Genomic DNA, 18,337 nt, shown 5'->3' with positions numbered 1-18,337 from the left:
CCGCTAGGATGTTTCAGGGGGCGGCGTCCTTCCCGCCTTTCGCTGTCCAGTAATGCTCGACGATTTTCTGCTGATTGCCGATGAGATGGCCCGCGATGACAGGGTCGCCACCCGTCATACGCTCGGCATCGGCGCCGCACAGAAGCAGGAACATGCGTTGGTGCACGACGGCGGCAAAATAGTCCTGCGGCGGTGGAGCCTCTGACGTCTGGTCGCTTTTCCAGGCCTCCTCCACCTCTCGCGCAGCACCCTCAACCGCTGCCAGGACGGCATCCATCATCCGCGCCTGGGCATTCTCCACGATATCGTTGGCGCGCCGTTGTTCAGGCGTGGGAATAGGGCAGGTGTCGCTCATACGAGGAGGCTCCTGTAAAGGGGACGATCGAGTCTAACAGTTTACCGGATTTAACCACCAACTGCGTCTGCCTGACGGCAAGTCGAAATCATAAATGTTTTGGGGAGGAAGATGGTGCCGCTTACGTGACTCGAACACGTGACCCCGTCATTACGAATGACGTGCTCTACCAACTGAGCTAAAGCGGCCTTCATGGTCCCGAAGCGTGCCGGGACCGGAATGGGTGCGCTGATAACCGCTATGCGCGGAGATTTCAAGCGGTGAGTTTCAACTTCCGCATTTTTCCCCGCGCCATCTGGTGCGCGCCCGCTTCAGCCGGCAGCGATGCGGGCCTTGGTGGCGGCATATTCCCGCTCCAGGCGCGCGACGAGTTCGGCCGTCGGGGTAACGGACTGGACGGCGCCGATGCCCTGGCCGCAGCCCCAGATGTCCTTCCACGCTTTGGCCCCTGATGTTGCCGTCTCGAAATCCATTTTCGAGGGATCGGCCTCCGGCAGGTGATCCGGGTCCATGCCGGCGGCGGCGATGGAGGGTTTCAGGTAGTTGCCGTGAATGCCGGTGAAATAGTTGGAATAGACGATGTCGGCGGCGGCGCTGTCGACGATCATCTGCTTGTAGGCATCGCTGGCGCGGGCTTCTGTCGTGGCGATGAAGGGCGAGCCGATATAGGCCATGTCGGCGCCCATCGCCTGGGCCGCAAGAATGGCGCCGCCGGTGGAAATGGCACCGGAAAGCAGCAGCGGGCCGTCGAACCATGCGCGGATTTCCTGGACGAGTGCGAAGGGCGAGAGCGTGCCCGCATGGCCGCCCGCACCGGCTGCGACGGCGATCAGGCCGTCGGCGCCCTTGCGGATCGCGGAGCTTGCATGGCGATTGTTGATGACGTCATGCAGCACGATGCCGCCATAGGAGTGGATCGCAGCGTTCACTTCAGGCACCGCCCCCAGCGAGGAAATGACGATGGGCACCTTGTACTTCACGCACATCGCGAGATCGTGCTCCAGCCGCTTGTTGGAGCGGTGGACGATCTGGTTGACGGCAAATGGCGCGGCCGGGCGATCGGGGTGTTTCGCATCATGCGCCGCAAGGGCTTCCGTGATCTCGGCCAGCCACTCGTCGAGCTGCGATTCCGGGCGCGCGTTGAGCGCGGGAAAGGCGCCGACCACCCCGGCCTTGCATTGCGCGATGGTCAGTGCAGGGTGCGAGATGATGAAGAGCGGTGCCGCGACAACGGGCAGGCGCAGCTTGTCCTTGAGGATCGCGGGCAGGGCCATGAAGACGTCCTTCTTTGACGTTTACGAAAACGTCAAAAGGATAGCAGTGGGAATGCGCCGTGAAAAGAGGTTGAAGGCGGACGGGTAAAGGGGCGTTAGTCGGTAGCAGGCCCGAGAGCACCGGCAAGCGCCGTGCCTCGCCGATCTGGGCTCTCTGGCGATGTGGCCGGCGTGATCGCGCCGGTGTGATCCCGCTGAACCGATCCGCTGCGCGCCCAACCCGATTCGCGTTTGTGGCGGCTTGGAGCGATGGCGGCTCGCGTGCTGCGGGCTCCAGCGCAGCTTATCCCCGGAGAAGGAGGGCGGTTCGGCTGCCGAGACTTGCGAAAATTCTCGTCAAACGTTACGCAAAAACCAACAAAAGCCGGAAAGTGAAGCTCTTTCCACAGATGTGTTTGACCGCGGCGGGGAGCGGTCGCCGAGAAGGATCGGACGTGAGCGGACTGGAAGCGGCAATCAGAAACGCGCTGGCGCGCTCGGAACGCGCCAATGCCGAGGTGCGCGCACGCATCTACCAGTCGGCGCGCAACGCCCTGGAGGCGGGCCTGCGCAAGCAGGACATCAACGATCCTGAGGCGGTGGCCGCGCAACGCCATCGGCTCGAGGCGACGATCCGCCAAATCGAGACGGAAGAGCGAGCGCAGGCCGGTGCCGCCGCACGCGAGGTCCGGGCGGAGCCGCGGGTCGAGATGCGGCCCGAACCGGAGATGCGCGCCGAGCGTGATATCCGCCGTGAGCCGACGCTGGATGCCGAGCCGCGCATCGAGCCGGAGCGCAGGGCGCCGGAAGGCGATATGGGCGCGATACGTCCCGAGCGCATGGAGCGTCTCGGTGAAGGCGGTTCGACGACGACGACGGCGACTGCCGCCTCTGCTAGCCAGCCCTCCGATTTCCGCCCGGAGCGCGTCGCCAAGGCGCGCAAGCGCCGGGGGCGGCTGTTCTCCTTCCTTCTCGTGCTCGCAACGCTCATCGCGGCATTCGGCGCGCTTGCCTGGTGGGTGCGGTCGAGCGGCCTGCTGGATGACCTGCAGGACGACTCCAGGCCGCCGGCGCGGGTTTCGGCGGAGGATTTCTCCGGCGAGGACCCGATCAAGAAGGCGCTCGACACGCAAAGCCGCTTCACCTCCGATTGGCGCTCGGTCTTCGCGCCGGGCGATGTCGCAAAGCTTTCCGCCGGCGCGGCCGGACGTTTCGAATCGGTCAGCACCAGCGACGGGCAGGCTGTGCGCATCACCTCGACAAACCCGGAGCGTGCCGGCGCGGTGCAGATAGAGGTATCGCCGGAGGTTCTGGGCGAGATGGGCGGCAAAACCTCGACGATCGCGCTTACCGTGCAGGCTGCCGGTGACAAGCCGGTGCAGGTGGCCGTGGAATGCGATTTCTCCACCATGGGCGGCTGCGGGCGTCATCGCTTCACGGTGTCGGAGCGCACGGATATTCTGTTTCAGGTGGAGTTCGACCGCTCGCTTTCGCCGAGCGAGCCGGGCCATCTGCTGCTCAACAGCGACATTGCCGGCGGCGGCGCGAGCGTGAACCTTTACGCCGTTCGTATTCTGCCGGGTGAATAAGCAGCGGACCGAATCGCGGTAAGGCGCGGGACGGTCCCGCGCCTTCGCAGATTTTCGTCGGCCTACTTTACGAAGTCGGCCCCCGTGCCGACGATCTTGTCATCGATCTCGCCGATCGCCTTCTTGTCCTTGCCGTCATAGTCGAGCGTCTTGAGGATGTGGCGGATCAGGTTGATGCGCGCGCGCCGCTTGTCGTTGGCGCGGATCACGGTCCAGGGCGCGTGGTCCGAATGCGTCTCCTTCAGCATCCGGTCGCGCTTTTGTGTGTAGTCGTCCCACTTGTTGAGCGCGGCAATGTCCATCGGCGAGAGCTTCCAGACCTTGAGCGGATCGTGCTGGCGATCGTGAAACCGTTTCAGCTGCATCTCCCGGCCGATATTGAGCCAGAACTTGAAGAGATGGATATCGTCCGAAACGATCATCTTCTCGAAGCGCGGCGTTTCCTTGAGGAAGCGTTCGTATTGCTCGGGCGTGCAGAAGCCCATGACCGGTTCGACGCCGGCGCGGTTGTACCAGGAGCGGTCGAACAGCACGAATTCGCCCGATGTGGGGAAGGTGGCGACATAGCGCTGGAAATACCATTGGCCGCGCTCGGTCTCGGTGGGTTTGGTGAGCGCGACGATGCGCGCGGAGCGCGGGTTCATGTAGGACATGGTCGCATGGATCGCGCCGCCCTTGCCGGCCGCGTCCCGGCCCTCGAACACGGCCATGATGCGTTTTCCGGTCTTCTGTTGCCAGAACTGTACCTTGACCAGTTCGATCTGGAGCAGCTTTAGCGTCTTCTCGTATTCCTTGTTGTCGAGCTTCTTTTCATAGGGATAGTCGTCGGAGCCGAAGGCCTTCTCCTCGATCCAGTCGGGCAGCACGGGATTGTCGATGTCGAACACCCGCTTCTTGCCGTTGATATCCAGTTCGACAGACCGGTTTTCGGCCACTTCCGCCATCGTTTGCTCCTTCGGGTACAGACCGCGGCGCGCGCCGCTTCTTCGAAAGGTGGCCATAAGCGCATTGCGAATTCAAGCGCACCGTGAAAAACATGTCATGAAATCGCGCTATCCATCGAGAATCGGCGGGGCGCGGAGGCTGAGATGCTTGCAAGGGAATGGGTGGCGGTGACGGATCAGCGGACGGTCCTCGGCTGGCTGGCAACGCAACTGTGGGGCGAACGCGTTCTGATCGCCTCGGCCATCTTTGTCGGCTTCGTGATGTGGCTTGCCGGCCTGCATCTGGGCTGGGTGTCCTTCACCGTGCTCCTGCTCGTCATTGCCGGCCTGGTGCGAACCGACCGGCGCGCCGCCGAAGGCAATGCGCGCACCATGGCGGTGCCGGCTGTTGCGGTGCCCGAAAACGATGCCGTCGCTGCCGGGCAGGACGATCTGTCGGCCATCGCCGCCGTCCTGGGCGCGCTGGATGCGCCGGCTCTGCTGATTTCCGCCCGCGAGACCGTCAGACTGCAGAACCGTGCCGCAGAGGCGGTCTTCGGGGCTATTCCGCTCGGAAGCGATCTTGCAGGGCGCATCCGCGCACCCGGCATCCTCGACATGGTCCGCGAAGCCCTCGCGACAGGCCAGCCGCGCGAAACGGAGCATGCCGAGCGCCTGCCGTCCGAGACGGTCTATGTGGTCCGTATTGCCCCTCTGGCCGAAAAATCCGGCGAACCGCTCTGGCTCCTGACCTTCCGCGATGTCTCGCAGGCCCGCCGTATCGATCGCATGCGGTCCGATTTCATCGCCAATGCCAGCCATGAACTGCGCACACCGCTCGCCTCGCTGCGCGGCTTTATCGAAACGCTGCAAGGCCCTGCAAAAAACGATGCCAAGGCCCACGAGCGCTTCCTTGGCATCATGCATGAACAGGCCACGCGCATGAGCCGGCTTGTCGATGACCTCCTGTCGCTTTCACGCCTCGAGTTGCGGTCGAATGTTGCGCCCGATCAAACCGTCGATCTCGTACCGTTGATCGCCCATGTTCGCGACAGTCTGCAGCCGCTGGCCTCGGAGCTCGGCGTCGACATCGTGCTCGACCTGCCCGCCCATCCCGTTCTCGTCGCGGGCGAGCGGGACGAACTCGTCGAGGTTTTCGAGAACCTCATCGAGAACGGCTGCAAATATGGCCAGGATGGCAAGCGCGTCGACGTGGCGCTCTCCGGCGGCACGGGCGGGGCGCCCGTCGAGGTTTCCGTCAAGGATTACGGCCCCGGCATTCCTCCTGAACATGTGCCGCGCATCACAGAACGTTTCTACCGGGTTAATGTCGAGGCCAGCCGGTCCAAGAAAGGCACGGGCCTTGGGCTTGCGATCGCCAAGCATATCCTTACCCGCCACAAGGCACGCCTCGTGGTGCGGTCCGAGGTGGGCAAGGGAACCGTATTCACGGTCAAGTTCTGACACAAACTGTCACGACGTATCGGTCCTGTCTGGAATAAGCGATTATTTTCAGGTGTTTACACTGTCACAAATGTTTCGCGAAACTGACATAAAAGGGATGGCGATCGGGGCGTAGAGAGAAGCCGCCGGTCAGCGGCAGAGAGCGCCAGACGAGCGCTTCCCACATATGTCCTCTTCGGGAGAACCCAGATGAAATCTCTTAAGCTCACAGTTGCGGCGCTTGTAGCCTCCGCCGCATTCGCAGGCGTTGCCGTTGCGCGCGACCAGGTCCAGATCGCCGGCTCCTCCACCGTTCTTCCCTATGCCAAGATCGTCGCCGAGACGTTCGCCGAGACCTATCCGGACTTCAAGACCCCGATCGTCGAATCCGGCGGCTCTTCCGGCGGCCTGAAGGAATTCTGCAAGGGCGTCGGCCCGAACACCATCGACGTCGCCAACTCTTCGCGTCCGATCAAGGAAAGCGAAGTCGAGGCCTGCAAGGCCGCTGGCGTCACTGAAATCCAGGAAGTGAAGATCGGCTATGACGGCATCGTCTTTGCAACCGACAGCGGCAATGCCGATCTGAAGCTGGTTCCGAAGGATCTCTATCTCGGCCTCGCCGCTGAAGTCGTCGTTGACGGCAAGCTGGTCGCCAATCCCTACAAGAAGTGGTCGGAAGTCAACAAGGACCTTCCGGACGCCGAAATCGCCGCCTACATCCCGGGCGAAAAGCACGGCACGCGCGAAGTCTTCGAAGAAAAGATCCTGGCCGCCGGTTGCAAGGATGCCGGCGCGCTTGACGCGATCAAGGCGGCCGTTTCCGACGAAAAGGAACAGCACGCCAAGTGTGTTGCCGTTCGCAAGGACGGCCTGGCCGTCGATATTGACGGTGACTACACCGAAACGCTGGCCCGTATCGCTGCCAACAAGTCCGGCATCGGCGTCTTTGGCCTGTCCTTCTACGAAAACAATGCCGACAAGCTGAAGGTCGCCACCGTCAACGGTATCGTTCCGTCGACCGAGACGATCGCTTCCGGCGAATACCCGGTTTCGCGCCCGCTGTTCTTCTACGTCAAGAAGGCGCATCTCGGCGTCATCCCTGGCCTGAAGGAATATGTCGAGTTCTTCACGAGCGACGACATGATCGGCCCCGACTCTCCGCTGGCGGAATACGGCCTCGTTGCCGCTCCGGAAGCCGAGCGGGAAGAAATCCGCAAGGCCTTCGCTGACGGCAAGATCATGTAATGACCTTGGGTCGCCGCGGCGGTTTGCGCCGCGGCGACCTCTGGCTTTCGGGCGGCGACGCCCACGTCATGTTCTTCGACCGGGAATGGGGCGCCCAGTCGAACGGTCGGGGCGAGCGATTTGGCACGCTCAGGGCGGATGATCTCGCCAGGAGACTTTCCTAAAATGAGTATTTCCTTTCTTTTGCTCATCATCGCCGTGATCGGCGTGGCGGGCTATCTTTTCGGAAGCTGGCGCGCCAACGCGCTTGCCGGCGGCAAGCTCTCGAGCCTGCATTCGCGTCCGGGCTACTACGGTTCCTTCGTCGCCATCTGGTCGATCCTGCCGGCTCTCGTCGTGATACTGGTCTGGATCATCGCAAGCCCGATCTACATCAGCTCGACGGTTCGCGGCGGCTTTCCTGAAGAGGTCAAGGCCACGTCGCAGGCCGAGCAGAACCTCGCCTACAACATGATCGGCGCCATTTCGCGCGGCCTGAACACGCTGTCGGCCCAGGAGCGCGAAGCGATGTTCCAGGACAGCGCGACCGCCCGCACCGTTCTGGCTGCCAAGGGTGTTCCGCTTGCGGCCGATCCGGCGCCGTACATGCTGACATCCGCCGACGATCTCAACCGCATGACGCAGGCGAGCAGCACCTTCCTGTCGATCCTCGTCATCATCGCGGCCCTTGCCGGCGCTTTCCTCTCCTATCGCGCCATTGCGCCGAAGTTCCGCGCTCGCAACCGCGTGGAGGGTGTGATGCTGGTCAGCCTCATCGCGGCGTCCTCCATCGCGATCCTGACGACGGTCGGCATTGTGGCCTCCATGGCGACGGAAGCCATCCACTTCTTCAACATGGTTCCGGCCTGGGAATTCTTCTTCGGAACGACCTGGGATCCGCGCTTCGCCGCAGCGGGCGCCACGGCGTCGGCCGGTCAGTTCGGCCTGATCCCGTTGCTTGCAGGCACGCTCTATATCGGCTTCGTCGCCATGCTGGTCGCCGTGCCGGTCGGTCTCTTCGCCGCCATCTACATGTCGGAATACGCCTCGCGGACCGTGCGTTCCATCGCCAAGCCGCTGCTCGAAGTGCTCGCGGGCATCCCGACCATCGTCTACGGCTTCTTCGCCCTTATCACCGTCGGCCCGTTCCTGCGCGATATCTCCGCACAGCTGAACGGCCTCGTCACGGGCAACTATGCGAGCTTCATCCAGGCGCAGAGCGTTCTGACGGCCGGTATCGTGATGGGCATCATGCTCATCCCCTACGTCTCCTCGCTGTCGGACGACATCATCACCGCAGTGCCGCGCGCCCTGCGTGACGGTTCGCTCGGTCTCGGTGCCACCCGCTCGGAAACCATCAAGCGGGTCATCATGCCGGCCGCACTGCCGGGCGTTGTCGGTGCACTGCTGATGACTGCCTCGCGCGCCATCGGCGAGACCATGATCGTGGTGCTCGCGGCCGGTGTCGCCGCCCGCATGCAGCTCAATCCGTTCGAGCCGATGACAACGGTGACGGTCAAGATCGTCAACCAGCTGACTGGGGACCTCGAATTCACCTCGCCGCAGACGCTGGTGGCCTTCGCGCTCGGCATCACGCTGTTCGCGATCACGCTTTGCCTGAACATCTACGCCCTCTACATCGTGCGCAAATACCGGGAGCAGTACGAATGAGCCAGGTCTCCACCAGCCCCTCCATGGCTGCCGTCGGCGCCTCCGCCAAGCCCGAACGCCGCGATATCGGCCTGCGTGGCCGCTATGCCGCCGAACGCCGCTTCCGCTTCTACGGCATGGCCGCAATCGCCTTCGGCCTCCTGTTCCTCTTCCTTCTGCTGTTTTCGGTCGTCTCCAAAGGCTACACCGCATTCCAGCAGACGATGATCACGATCCCGGTCGAGTTCTCGCAGCAGATCATCGACAAGAACAACGAGCGCGCCACCAATCCGCAGAAGCTCGTGACCGCGAACTACCCCGTTGTGGCGCGCAACGCGCTCGCCAAGGTGCTCGGCGTCAGCGAAGACGACCGCGCCGGCTTGAAAGCCGTCAACGGCATGATTTCCGACAGCGTGCGCGTGCAGTTGCGCAATCTCGTGACGGCCGATCCGTCGATCATCGGCACGACGCAGAAAGTCACCTTCCTGGCGCACGGCGATCTCGACTCCGCCTTCAAGGGGCAGATCGATCTCAGCGTGCCCGAAACGAACCGAAAGGTCTCCGACAAGCAGGTCGGCTGGATGAACCAGCTTGCCGAAAGCGGCGCCCTTTCCAAGCACTTCAACACCGGCCTCTTCACCAACGGCGCATCGAGCCGTCCGGAGGCCGCAGGCGTGGGCGTCGCCCTCATCGGTTCGCTCTACATGATGCTGATCGTGCTGGTGCTGTCGCTGCCGATCGGCGTGGCCGCCTCGATTTATCTCGAAGAGTTTGCCCCGAAGAACCGCTTCACGGATCTCATCGAGGTCAACATCAACAACCTCGCCGCCGTACCTTCCATCGTCTACGGTCTGCTCGGTCTCGCCGTCTTCATCAACTTTGCCGGCTTTCCGCGCTCGGCGGCGCTGGTCGGCGGTCTGGTGCTGACCCTCATGACGCTGCCGACGATCATCATCGCGACCCGCGCGGCGCTGAAAGCCGTGCCGCCGTCGATCCGTGCCGCAGCGCTCGGGCTCGGTGCCTCCAAGATGCAGACCGTGTTCCATCACGTCCTGCCGCTCGCCATGCCCGGCATCCTGACCGGCACGATCATCGGCCTTGCCCATGCCCTCGGCGAGACCGCGCCGCTGCTCCTCATCGGCATGGTCGCTTTCGTCGCCGACGTCCCGGCAACGCCTATGGACCCGGCAACGGCTCTTCCGGTGCAGATCTACATGTGGGCGAACGAGGCCGAGCGCGCCTTCGTGGAGCGCACGTCTGGAGCCATCATCGTGCTCCTCATCTTCCTCATCCTCATGAATGTCGGTGCGATCCTCCTGCGCCGCCGTTTCGAACGACGCTGGTAGAAGGACCGGTCATATGAACATGATGTCAGAAGCAGCAGTCGAGAAAGCCCTGGACAGACAAATGAACGACATTTCCTACAAGATGATCGGCAAGGACGTTTCGGTCTATTACGGCGAGAAGCGCGCCCTCTACGACGTGAACCTCAACGTCCGCGAAAACACCGTCACCGCGCTCATCGGCCCTTCGGGTTGCGGCAAGTCGACGTTCCTGCGCACGCTCAACCGCATGAACGACACGATCGACGGCTGCCGCGTGACCGGCCGCATCACGCTCGACAGCGACGATATCTATGATCCGAACATCGACGTCGTGGAACTCCGCGCCCGCGTCGGCATGGTGTTCCAGAAGCCGAACCCGTTTCCTAAGTCGATCTACGAGAACGTTGCCTATGGTCCGCGCATCCATGGCCTCGCCAAGGCGAAGGCCGACATGGACGCCATTGTCGAGCAGAGCCTGCAGAAGGCCGGCCTGTGGAACGAGGTAAAGGACCGTTTGCACGAAGGCGGCACGGGCCTCTCCGGTGGTCAGCAGCAGCGCCTGTGCATCGCACGCGCCGTCGCCGTCAGCCCGGAAGTCATCCTGATGGACGAGCCCTGCTCGGCGCTCGACCCGATCGCCACCGCCAAGGTCGAGGAACTGATCCACGAGCTGCGCACCAATTTCACGATCGTCATCGTGACGCACTCCATGCAGCAGGCGGCCCGCGTGTCGCAGCGCACCGCCATGTTCCACCTCGGCAACCTCGTCGAGGAGAACGACACCGACAAGATGTTCACCAACCCGGATGACCAGCGCACGCAGGACTACATCATGGGCCGCTTCGGCTGACGCTTTCGTCGCCATAGCCCCTGAAACCCGCGTGTATTAAGGACAGAACGATGTCATCGACCCATATTGTCTCGATTTACGACGAAGAACTGAAGTATCTCTCCCGCCGCATTTCCGAAATGGGCGGCACGGCCGAGCAGATGGTGGCGGATTCGGTTCGCGCCCTTGTTTCCGCCGATGCGGCGCTGGCCCAAAAGGTCATTTCCGAGGACGTGATCCTCGACAATGCCGAACGCCAGATCAACGAGAAGGCGATCGTCACCATCGCCAAGCGCCAGCCGATGGCGGCGGACCTGCGCGAAATCATGGGCACGATCCGCATTGCCGCCGAGCTGGAGCGCGTCGGCGATCTCGGCAAGAACACTGCCAAGCGCGTGATTGCCGTTCAGAGCTCGGGCATGCCGCGCAAGCTCGCCCGCGGTCTCGAGCATCTGGCCGAACTGGCGCTGATGCAGCTCAAGGAAGTGCTCGATGTCTTCGCTACTCGCTCGGTGGACAAGGCCAAGGCCATCCGTGAGCGCGACGACGAGATCGATGCGATCTACACCTCGCTGTTCCGCGAACTCCTGACCTACATGATGGAAGACCCGCGCAACATCACGCCCTGCACCCATCTCCTGTTCTGCGCCAAGAACATCGAGCGCATCGGCGATCATGCGACGAACATCGCCGAAACCATCTACTACATGGCGACGGGCTCCCAGCCCGAGGGCGAGCGCCCGAAGGACGACACCTCGACATCCGTCGTCACGGCCGATGTCTCCGAAGCTTCCGAGTAAACTGGATAGGGTTCGCTACATGGTGCCCAGAATAGCCGTCGTGGAAGATGAGGAGGCGCTGAGCGTCCTCCTGCGTTACAATCTCGAGGCGGAAGGTTTCGAGGTGGATACGATCCTGTCCGGCGACGAGGCGGAGATGCGCTTGCAGGAGCGCATGCCCGATCTTCTCATCCTTGACTGGATGCTGCCCGGTGTTTCCGGCATCGAGCTGTGCCGGCGCCTGCGCCAGCGGCCGGAAACCGAGCGCCTGCCGATCATCATGCTGACGGCGCGCGGCGAGGAGAGCGAACGCGTGCGTGGCCTGGCCACCGGTGCGGACGACTATGTGGTCAAGCCCTTCTCCACGCCGGAACTCGTCGCCCGCGTTCGGGCCATGCTGCGCCGCGCCAAGCCGGAAGTGGTTTCTACGGTCCTGCGCTGCGGCGATATCGAACTCGATCGGGAGACGCACCGTGTTCATCGCCGCACGCGTGAAGTGCGCCTCGGCCCGACGGAGTTCCGCCTCCTGGAATTCCTGATGACTTCGCCGGGCCGCGTCTTCTCGCGCTCGCAGCTTCTCGACGGTGTCTGGGGGCACGACATCTATGTCGACGAGCGCACGGTCGACGTGCATGTCGGCCGTCTGCGCAAGGCGCTCAACTTCGCCAACATGCAGGATGTTATCCGCACAGTCCGCGGCGCCGGCTATTCGCTGGAAACCTGAGCGAACGCAATTCCTCCCAAGGACGGAAATGGGCCCTTCGGGGCCTGTTTGCGTCTCGGCGTGCCACTTGCCGCACAAACGAAAACGGAGCCTTCCGGCCCCGTTTCTATTCTTCTGTCGCTAATGTCATCGCGCGCGGCGGCGCTCGGCCGAAGGCTGGTAGGCGAGGCGCTGGTGGTAGGTGCAATAGGGAGAGTTGTCAGGGGACTCGCAGCCGCAGAAATGGAAGTCGTCGTTCAGCGGATCGCCGATCGGCCACTTGCAGGTGCGCTCGGTAAGCTGCGTCAGTTCCAGCTTGCGCGACATCGGTACCACGACGTTCTTGCCGCTGATGACGACGGGCAGGTTCTCGGTCTGTACGTCGAAATCGGTTTCGACTTCGTCCTTGGTGAGCGCATTGCCCACCGGCCGGCTGACCGGGCGGGGGGCGTTGGCCGGGCGCGCTGCGAAGTTCGAGGGGCGCGGGGTGGTCGCCGCCGGGCGCTTCGGGCGGGCCGAAGCCGGCGTGCCGCCAGCCTTGGCGCGGCCCGGCAGGTTGAGCCGGTGCACCTTGCCGATGACGGCGTTGCGGCTCACGCCGCCGAGCTGCGCAGCGATCTGGCTGGCGCTGAGGCCCTCGCTCCAGAGCTTCTTGAGTTTCTCGACCCGCTCGTCTGTCCAGTTCATGCTCTCGTCTCCGTTCGGCGCTCGCTATGCAGGAATCCCTCATCGCGCCACGAACGAATTCGCAGCCTGAGCGCCCTAACTCTGGTGGTGACTAGTTCCGCCGCATGCAGTCTAGTAATTGGCCCTTAACCTAGAGTCCGGGGGACTCTGTGACAAGAGTCGGGGGAATCGGTGCGAATCGATTTCGGAGTTTTCCCCAACTTGCTGGTAGGGTGTGACTCGATAGCGACACTGTCCATGGATGCCGTGAATCCTCACCTTGCGGGAGGTTCAGTGCGATTTGGAGCTATGCATTTTATTGACATCACGACATGAAATGCAGATAGTGCAGCATGCCGCCGCAAGGCGGCTTTTGATTTTTCTGGCAATCGGAAAGTCAAGCCCCCGAATTTCTTTTCCGCATCCCTTTTGGAGGATACGCGCCATGGCCGATGCCGCGCCGCTCTATGAAACCTATATGCGTGCGCCGCTCCGGTTCACGCACGGGGAGGGCGTCTGGCTGATCGACGAGAAGGGCGACCGATATCTCGATTTCGCCGCCGGCGTGGCCGTCAGTTCGCTTGGGCATGGTCATCCCCATCTCGTTTCCGCGCTGAAGGAGCAGGCCGACAAGGTCTGGCACCTCTCCAACCTCTACGAGATTCCGGGTCAGGAAAGCCTCGGCCGTCGGCTGACGGACGCAACCTTCGCGGAAAAGGTGTTCTTCACCAATTCAGGTGCGGAAGCGCTGGAATGCGCGATCAAGACCGCGCGCCGATACCATTTCGCCAAGGGGCATCCCGGCAAATACCACATCATAACCTTCGAAGGCGCGTTTCATGGCCGCACGATCGCGACCATCGCCGCGGGCGGACAGGAAAAGTACATCGAGGGCTTCGGCCCCAAGGCGCCGGGCTTCCTGAAGGTTCCCTTCGGCGATATCGCCGCCGTAAAGGACGCGATCACCGAGGAAACCGCCGCAATCCTGATCGAGCCCGTTCAAGGCGAGGGCGGCCTCAGGCCGGTGCCGAAGGAGTTCATGCAGGAGCTGCGCCAGCTCTGCGACGAATACGGCCTGCTGCTCATCCTCGACGAGGTGCAGACGGGCGTTGGCCGCACGGGCCGCTTCTTCGCCTATGAGCATTCCGGCGTTGCGCCCGATATCATGGCAATCGCCAAGGGCATTGGCGGCGGTTTCCCGCTCGGTGCGTGCCTTGCGACGGCCGAAGCGGCATCCGGCATGGTGGCCGGCACGCACGGCTCCACCTATGGCGGCAATCCGCTCGCCATGGCCGTCGGCAATGCCGTGCTCGACGTGGTGCTCGCCGATGGCTTCCTGGAGCATGTGCGCGATGTCGCGCTGGTCTTCCGCCAGGGCCTCGCGGCGCTTCAGGACCGCTTCCCCGACATCATCGAGGATGTGCGCGGCGAGGGCCTGATGCTCGGCATCAAGGCGCGCATTCCGGTCGCCGATCTCCTGAAGGCGGTTCGCGCCGAAAAGCTGCTTGCCGTGCCGGCGGGCGACAATGTGCTGCGCCTTCTGCCGCCGCTGATCACCACGGCGGAAGATGCACGCGAAGGGCTCGCCCGCATCGAGCGGGCCGCCGAGAAGCTGAGCGCCGCCAAGGCTGCCTGAGCGCACAAGGGACTGGGACAGGATACATCATGGCCAAGCATTTTCTCGATCTTTCCGCCGTTTCGGAAAGCGATCTCCGCGTCATCATGGACGATGCGCATGCGCGAAAGGCCGCCAACAAGGCGGGCACCGAAGCCAAGCCTTTGGCCGGTAAGATGCTTGCCATGATCTTCGAGAAACCCTCCACCCGCACGCGCGTTTCGTTCGACGTCGGCATGCGCCAGCTCGGCGGTGAGACGCTGTTCCTGTCGGGCACGGAAATGCAGCTCGGCCGCGCCGAGACGATCGGCGACACGGCCAAGGTCCTGTCGCGCTATGTCGACGCCATCATGATCCGCACGACGGATCATGCACGCCTGCTGGAACTGGCGGAGCACGCCACGGTGCCGGTCATCAATGCGCTGACGGATCTCACGCATCCCTGCCAGATCATGGCCGATGTCATGACCTTCGAGGAGCATCGCGGTTCGAGCAAGGGCAAGACCTTCACCTGGACGGGCGATGGCAACAACGTGCTGCACTCCTTCGTGGAGGGCTCGGCCCGCTTCGGCTACACCATGAAGATGGCCGTGCCGATGGGTTCCGAGCCGGATGACAAGATCCTCAACTGGGCGCGCGACAACGGCGGCAATATCCTGCTCGGGCACGATGCCGAGGCGATGGTCGACGGTGCCGATCTCGTTGTTACCGACACCTGGGTTTCGATGAACCAGGAGCATCGCGCCCGCGGCCACAACATCTTCCAGCCCTATCAGGTCAATCCGCAGCTCATGGCGCGTGCCGGCAAGGATGCGCTCTTCATGCACTGCCTGCCCGCCCATCGCGGCGAGGAAGTCACCGACGAGGTTATCGACGGCCCGCAGTCGGTGGTTTTCGATGAGGCCGAAAACCGCCTGCACGCACAGAAGTCCATCCTCGCCTGGTGCTTCGGAGCCGTTTGAGGCCGTCTTGAAAAACGGCGCTGGCGGCACGATCTAGGGCCTATCGCAGAGGCGTCGCAAGGCGCTTTCACTGGCGCATGCCCGCCTGGTATGGAATGATCCCGGCCGGCAAATGCGCAATCACGATAGAGTGCTGCCCCAAGCGGCCGGGCCTGGCGCCCGCCGGTATCGCGGCGCGTGAAGGAGTAGAATGATGATGGCGGAAACCGCCCTGAAACTCGGTGAACCCGGCTATGCCGGCGATGACCACGTCCTGCCGTTCCAGGTCGAGGGCCTGGATGTGCGCGGCCGCGCCGTGCAGCTCGGCCCGATGCTGGATACCATTCTCGGCCGGCATGATTATCCCGCACCCGTGGCCCGCCTGCTGGCGGAAGCCATCGCGCTGACCGTGCTTCTCGGAACCTCGCTGAAATTCGAAGGCAAGCTGATCGTGCAGACCAAGGGCGATGGCCCGGTCGACCTGCTCGTCGCGGATTTCTCCGCGCCGCAGGATGTGCGCGCCTATGCGCGCTTCGATCAGGCCGCGCTCGATGCCGCCATCGCTGCCGGCGCGACCGAGCCGCATGAGCTGCTCGGCAAGGGCATCCTTGCCTTCACCATCGATCAGGGCGCGCATATGCAGCGCTACCAGGGCATCGTTCCGCTCGACGGCCATACGCTGGAAGAGATCGCCGGCGTCTATTTCCGCCAATCGGAGCAGATCCCGACCAAGGTGCGCCTTGGCGTCGCCGAGCTGTACGACCGTGATGCCGATGGCAAGGCGCGTCATCGCTGGCGTGCCGGCGGCATGGTCGCGCAGTTCCTGCCGCAATCACCCGAGCGCATGCGCCAGGCCGATCTTCCCGGCGGTGACGGCGACGACGCCGGCCACAGGATCGATGAAGATGATCATTGGGCCGAGGCCAAGGCCATGGTCGAAACAATCGATGCGGATGAGCTGACGGACCCGAATGTCGGCACCGAACGGCTGCTGTTTCGCCTGTTCCACGAGCGCGGCGTGCGGGTCTACCCGCCGCAGCAGGTCTTCGACCGCTGCTCGTGCTCGCGCGAAAAGCTGAAAGGTGTGCTGGCGGCGCTCAGTGCCGACGAGATCGCCCATACGGCGGATGAAAAAGGCGAGATCGCTGTCACCTGCGAGTTCTGCTCGACCACCTATCGCTTCGAAGCCGCAGAGGTTTTGCCGCAGTAGAAGCTGCGGCATCCCCTTCATCCGGCCTGTCGGCCACCTTCTCCCCTCGGGGAGAAGGGAGCGGCAGCCGGATGAGGGGGGCCCACCCCATCCCTCAATTCAGCGTGCGTGCCTGCCCCGGCGTGTCCAGCGAAAAGGCGGGAATGGCGACGTCGAAGGCTTCGCCGTTTTCCGCTTCCATACGGTAGCGGCCGAACATGATGCCGGACGGCGTTTCCAGCGGGCAGCCGGATGAATATTCATAGGTGTCGCCGGGCCTGAGCACCGGCTGTTCGCCGATCACGCCCGGCCCGTTCACCTCGTCCACCTGTCCGTTCTGGTCGGTGATGTGCCAATAGCGCGTCACCAGACGCACGGCGATGTCGGAGTGGTTGGAAATGACGACCCGGTATCCCCAGACATAGCGGCTGTCGTCGGGATCGGACTGATCGGCCAGATAATATGGCTCGACGGTCACTTCGATGTCGCGGGTCAGCGCACGATACATGGGCAAGCCTTGAACTTAACAACCCCTGCTATTCTACACGAATACGGTTTCGTCAAGGAGAAGCGCAAAGGGCACCGGCCTTGCAGCCGGTGCCCTCTTTCATTTTTCAATCCTGGCGGGATCAGGCTTGGACCTTGGAGAGCGCGCGGGCGAAATCCTCGATCAGGTCGTCGCTGTCCTCGATGCCGGCCGACAGGCGCACGGTGCCGTCAGAGATGCCGAGCTCGGCGCGCGCCTCGTCTGTCAGGTTCTTGTGCGTCGTCGTCGCCGGATGCGTGATCAGGCTCTTGGCATCGCCGAGATTGTTGGAGATCTTCACCACCTCGAGCGCATCCTGCAGCGCGAACGCCGCCTCCTTGCCGCCCTTCATCTCGAAGCAGACGAGCGTCGAACCGCCTGTCATCTGCTTGGCGATGATATCGGCCTGCGGATGGTCCTTGCGACCGGGATAGATCACGCGGGCGACCTGCGTCTGGTCGGCGAGGAAATCGGCGATACGGCTGGCATTCTCCGTCTGCTGCTTCACACGCAGCGGCAGCGTCTCGATACCCTTCAGCAGCGTCCAGGCATTGAACGGCGACATGGCCGGGCCGGTATGGCGGAAGTAGTCGTGCAGGTTCTCGTCGATCCACTGCTTGTCCGACAGAACGACGCCGCCGAGGCATCGGCCCTGGCCGTCGATATGCTTGGTGGCGGAGTAGACGACGACATGCGCGCCAAGCTCCAGCGGCTTCTGGAAGAGCGGCGTGGCAAACACGTTGTCGACCACCACCTTCGCGCCGATCTGGTTGGCGAGCTTTGCCACGCCTGCGATGTCGATGACCTCCAGGGTCGGGTTGGTCGGGCTTTCGAGGAAGAACACCTTGGTGTTCTTGCGGATCGCGCCTTCCCAGTTGGCGAGGTCGCGGCCGTCGATCAGCGTGCATTCGATGCCGTATTTCGGCGCAAGCGTTTCGACGACCCAGCGGCAGGACCCGAACAGTGCACGCGCGGCGACGATGTGGTCGCCGGCCTTGAGCTGGCAGAGGATCGCGGCGGATACGGCGGCCATACCGGAGGCGGTGGCGCGGGCGTCTTCGGCGCCTTCCAGCATGCACATGCGCTTTTCGAACATGTCGTTGGTCGGGCTGCCGTAACGGGCGTAGATGAAACCGTCCGTCTCGCCCTTGAATCGGGCTTCGGCCGCAGCGGACGTGTCATAGACAAAGCCCTGCGTCAGGAAGATGGCTTCGGCGGTTTCGCCGTGCTGGGAGCGGGTGGTTCCGCCGTGAACGAGTTGGGTGGCCGGGCGCCAGGACTTGCTCATGTGATCGTCGCCTTCAAACAAAAAAACCGGCCGCAAAAG

The 18,337-nt window shown here is 63.2% G+C and carries 18 protein-coding genes and 1 tRNA gene; 12 read left to right on the top strand and 7 right to left on the bottom strand.

The window, feature by feature from the left end; genetic code table 11:
* Positions 1-13: 13 nt before the first annotated feature.
* The 3 genes from MNR02_RS15380 to MNR02_RS15370 all read right to left on the bottom strand — a co-directional run bounded on the left by MNR02_RS15380 (position 14) and on the right by MNR02_RS15370 (position 1,629).
* The gene (locus tag MNR02_RS15380; RefSeq protein ID WP_241947402.1) at positions 14-355 is read right to left on the bottom strand and encodes a hypothetical protein; all 342 of its coding nucleotides are present in this window, start codon (positions 353-355) and stop codon (positions 14-16) included.
* Between the two features lie 112 nt (positions 356-467).
* Positions 468-543, bottom strand: a tRNA-Thr gene (locus tag MNR02_RS15375).
* Positions 544-666: 123 nt separating this feature from the next.
* Entirely contained in the window at positions 667-1,629 is a 963-nt protein-coding gene (locus tag MNR02_RS15370; RefSeq protein ID WP_241947401.1) for a nitronate monooxygenase family protein, read from the bottom strand.
* A gap of 434 nt (positions 1,630-2,063) precedes the next feature.
* Between MNR02_RS15370 and MNR02_RS15365 the strand changes: the two genes are divergently transcribed.
* Positions 2,064-3,197 (top strand): biotin transporter BioY, encoded by a 1,134-nt coding sequence (locus MNR02_RS15365; protein WP_241947400.1) that lies wholly within the window; start codon positions 2,064-2,066, stop codon positions 3,195-3,197.
* A 62-nt stretch (positions 3,198-3,259) separates the two neighbouring features.
* On the opposite strand, the gene ppk2 is transcribed toward MNR02_RS15365, so the two are convergent.
* A complete protein-coding gene (ppk2, locus tag MNR02_RS15360; RefSeq protein ID WP_241947399.1) occupies positions 3,260-4,141 on the bottom strand; it encodes a polyphosphate kinase 2 in 882 nt (293 codons plus the stop codon).
* Between the two features lie 144 nt (positions 4,142-4,285).
* Between ppk2 and phoR the strand changes: the two genes are divergently transcribed.
* The 8 genes from phoR to phoB all read left to right on the top strand — a co-directional run bounded on the left by phoR (position 4,286) and on the right by phoB (position 12,094).
* Positions 4,286-5,584, top strand: a complete 1,299-nt coding sequence (gene phoR, locus MNR02_RS15355; RefSeq protein WP_371746682.1) for a phosphate regulon sensor histidine kinase PhoR — start codon at positions 4,286-4,288, stop codon at positions 5,582-5,584.
* 189 nt (positions 5,585-5,773) lie between these two features.
* The gene (locus MNR02_RS15350; RefSeq protein ID WP_241947398.1) at positions 5,774-6,808 is read left to right on the top strand and encodes a PstS family phosphate ABC transporter substrate-binding protein; all 1,035 of its coding nucleotides are present in this window, start codon (positions 5,774-5,776) and stop codon (positions 6,806-6,808) included.
* Complete coding sequence (locus tag MNR02_RS15345) at positions 6,808-6,972, top strand: hypothetical protein (protein ID WP_241947397.1); 165 nt, start codon at positions 6,808-6,810, stop codon at positions 6,970-6,972. Before MNR02_RS15350 ends, MNR02_RS15345 begins: the two co-directional genes overlap by 1 nt.
* Position 6,973: 1 nt before the next feature.
* Positions 6,974-8,458 (top strand): phosphate ABC transporter permease subunit PstC, encoded by a 1,485-nt coding sequence (gene pstC, locus MNR02_RS15340; RefSeq protein WP_241947396.1) that lies wholly within the window; start codon positions 6,974-6,976, stop codon positions 8,456-8,458.
* A complete protein-coding gene (gene pstA, locus MNR02_RS15335) occupies positions 8,455-9,783 on the top strand; it encodes a phosphate ABC transporter permease PstA (RefSeq protein ID WP_241947395.1) in 1,329 nt (442 codons plus the stop codon). Before pstC ends, pstA begins: the two co-directional genes overlap by 4 nt.
* Positions 9,784-9,796: 13 nt before the next feature.
* Positions 9,797-10,612, top strand: a complete 816-nt coding sequence (gene pstB / locus MNR02_RS15330; protein ID WP_241600110.1) for a phosphate ABC transporter ATP-binding protein PstB — start codon at positions 9,797-9,799, stop codon at positions 10,610-10,612.
* Between the two features lie 50 nt (positions 10,613-10,662).
* On the top strand, positions 10,663-11,391 hold the full coding sequence (gene phoU / locus MNR02_RS15325; RefSeq protein WP_134647811.1) for a phosphate signaling complex protein PhoU: 729 nt from the start codon (positions 10,663-10,665) through the stop codon (positions 11,389-11,391).
* A gap of 19 nt (positions 11,392-11,410) precedes the next feature.
* Positions 11,411-12,094, top strand: a complete 684-nt coding sequence (gene phoB / locus MNR02_RS15320) for a phosphate regulon transcriptional regulator PhoB (protein WP_134647809.1) — start codon at positions 11,411-11,413, stop codon at positions 12,092-12,094.
* Positions 12,095-12,220: 126 nt separating this feature from the next.
* On the opposite strand, the gene MNR02_RS15315 is transcribed toward phoB, so the two are convergent.
* Positions 12,221-12,760 carry a GcrA family cell cycle regulator gene (locus MNR02_RS15315; RefSeq protein WP_241947394.1) on the bottom strand — a complete coding sequence of 180 codons (540 nt, stop codon included), beginning with the start codon at positions 12,758-12,760 and terminating at the stop codon, positions 12,221-12,223.
* 424 nt (positions 12,761-13,184) lie between these two features.
* Between MNR02_RS15315 and MNR02_RS15310 the strand changes: the two genes are divergently transcribed.
* The 3 genes from MNR02_RS15310 (at position 13,185) to MNR02_RS15300 (ending at position 16,505) form a co-directional block, all read left to right on the top strand.
* A complete protein-coding gene (locus MNR02_RS15310; protein ID WP_241947393.1) occupies positions 13,185-14,375 on the top strand; it encodes an aspartate aminotransferase family protein in 1,191 nt (396 codons plus the stop codon).
* Between the two features lie 29 nt (positions 14,376-14,404).
* Positions 14,405-15,316: an ornithine carbamoyltransferase gene (argF, locus tag MNR02_RS15305; RefSeq protein WP_241947392.1), complete on the top strand. Its 912-nt coding sequence runs from the start codon at positions 14,405-14,407 to the stop codon at positions 15,314-15,316.
* A gap of 196 nt (positions 15,317-15,512) precedes the next feature.
* A complete protein-coding gene (locus tag MNR02_RS15300; RefSeq protein ID WP_241947391.1) occupies positions 15,513-16,505 on the top strand; it encodes an Hsp33 family molecular chaperone in 993 nt (330 codons plus the stop codon).
* Between the two features lie 94 nt (positions 16,506-16,599).
* Here MNR02_RS15300 and apaG read toward each other — a convergent pair whose 3' ends face one another.
* The gene (gene apaG, locus MNR02_RS15295) at positions 16,600-16,992 is read right to left on the bottom strand and encodes a Co2+/Mg2+ efflux protein ApaG (protein ID WP_134647799.1); all 393 of its coding nucleotides are present in this window, start codon (positions 16,990-16,992) and stop codon (positions 16,600-16,602) included.
* A gap of 121 nt (positions 16,993-17,113) precedes the next feature.
* Positions 17,114-18,298 carry an O-succinylhomoserine sulfhydrylase gene (locus MNR02_RS15290; RefSeq protein ID WP_241947390.1) on the bottom strand — a complete coding sequence of 395 codons (1,185 nt, stop codon included), beginning with the start codon at positions 18,296-18,298 and terminating at the stop codon, positions 17,114-17,116.
* Positions 18,299-18,337: the final 39 nt, after the last annotated feature.

The organism is Shinella sp. H4-D48 (assembly GCF_022637395.1).
Taxonomy (GTDB): Bacteria; Pseudomonadota; Alphaproteobacteria; order Rhizobiales; family Rhizobiaceae; genus Shinella; species Shinella sedimenti.
The sequence above is the reverse complement of the archived record's forward strand: the minus strand, read 5'-3'. Positions and strand labels throughout refer to the sequence as shown.

Coding starts and splice junctions, on each gene's coding strand:
- MNR02_RS15380 (WP_241947402.1), bottom strand. CDS start 355: ATGAGCGACACCTGCCCTATTCCCACGCCTGAACAACGGCGCGCCAAC.
- MNR02_RS15370 (WP_241947401.1), bottom strand. CDS start 1,629: ATGGCCCTGCCCGCGATCCTCAAGGACAAGCTGCGCCTGCCCGTTGTC.
- ppk2 (WP_241947399.1), bottom strand. CDS start 4,141: ATGGCGGAAGTGGCCGAAAACCGGTCTGTCGAACTGGATATCAACGGC.
- phoR (WP_371746682.1), top strand. CDS start 4,286: ATGCTTGCAAGGGAATGGGTGGCGGTGACGGATCAGCGGACGGTCCTC.
- MNR02_RS15350 (WP_241947398.1), top strand. CDS start 5,774: ATGAAATCTCTTAAGCTCACAGTTGCGGCGCTTGTAGCCTCCGCCGCA.
- MNR02_RS15345 (WP_241947397.1), top strand. CDS start 6,808: ATGACCTTGGGTCGCCGCGGCGGTTTGCGCCGCGGCGACCTCTGGCTT.
- pstC (WP_241947396.1), top strand. CDS start 6,974: ATGAGTATTTCCTTTCTTTTGCTCATCATCGCCGTGATCGGCGTGGCG.
- pstA (WP_241947395.1), top strand. CDS start 8,455: ATGAGCCAGGTCTCCACCAGCCCCTCCATGGCTGCCGTCGGCGCCTCC.
- pstB (WP_241600110.1), top strand. CDS start 9,797: ATGAACATGATGTCAGAAGCAGCAGTCGAGAAAGCCCTGGACAGACAA.
- phoU (WP_134647811.1), top strand. CDS start 10,663: ATGTCATCGACCCATATTGTCTCGATTTACGACGAAGAACTGAAGTAT.
- phoB (WP_134647809.1), top strand. CDS start 11,411: ATGGTGCCCAGAATAGCCGTCGTGGAAGATGAGGAGGCGCTGAGCGTC.
- MNR02_RS15315 (WP_241947394.1), bottom strand. CDS start 12,760: ATGAACTGGACAGACGAGCGGGTCGAGAAACTCAAGAAGCTCTGGAGC.
- MNR02_RS15310 (WP_241947393.1), top strand. CDS start 13,185: ATGGCCGATGCCGCGCCGCTCTATGAAACCTATATGCGTGCGCCGCTC.
- argF (WP_241947392.1), top strand. CDS start 14,405: ATGGCCAAGCATTTTCTCGATCTTTCCGCCGTTTCGGAAAGCGATCTC.
- MNR02_RS15300 (WP_241947391.1), top strand. CDS start 15,513: ATGGCGGAAACCGCCCTGAAACTCGGTGAACCCGGCTATGCCGGCGAT.
- apaG (WP_134647799.1), bottom strand. CDS start 16,992: ATGTATCGTGCGCTGACCCGCGACATCGAAGTGACCGTCGAGCCATAT.
- MNR02_RS15290 (WP_241947390.1), bottom strand. CDS start 18,298: ATGAGCAAGTCCTGGCGCCCGGCCACCCAACTCGTTCACGGCGGAACC.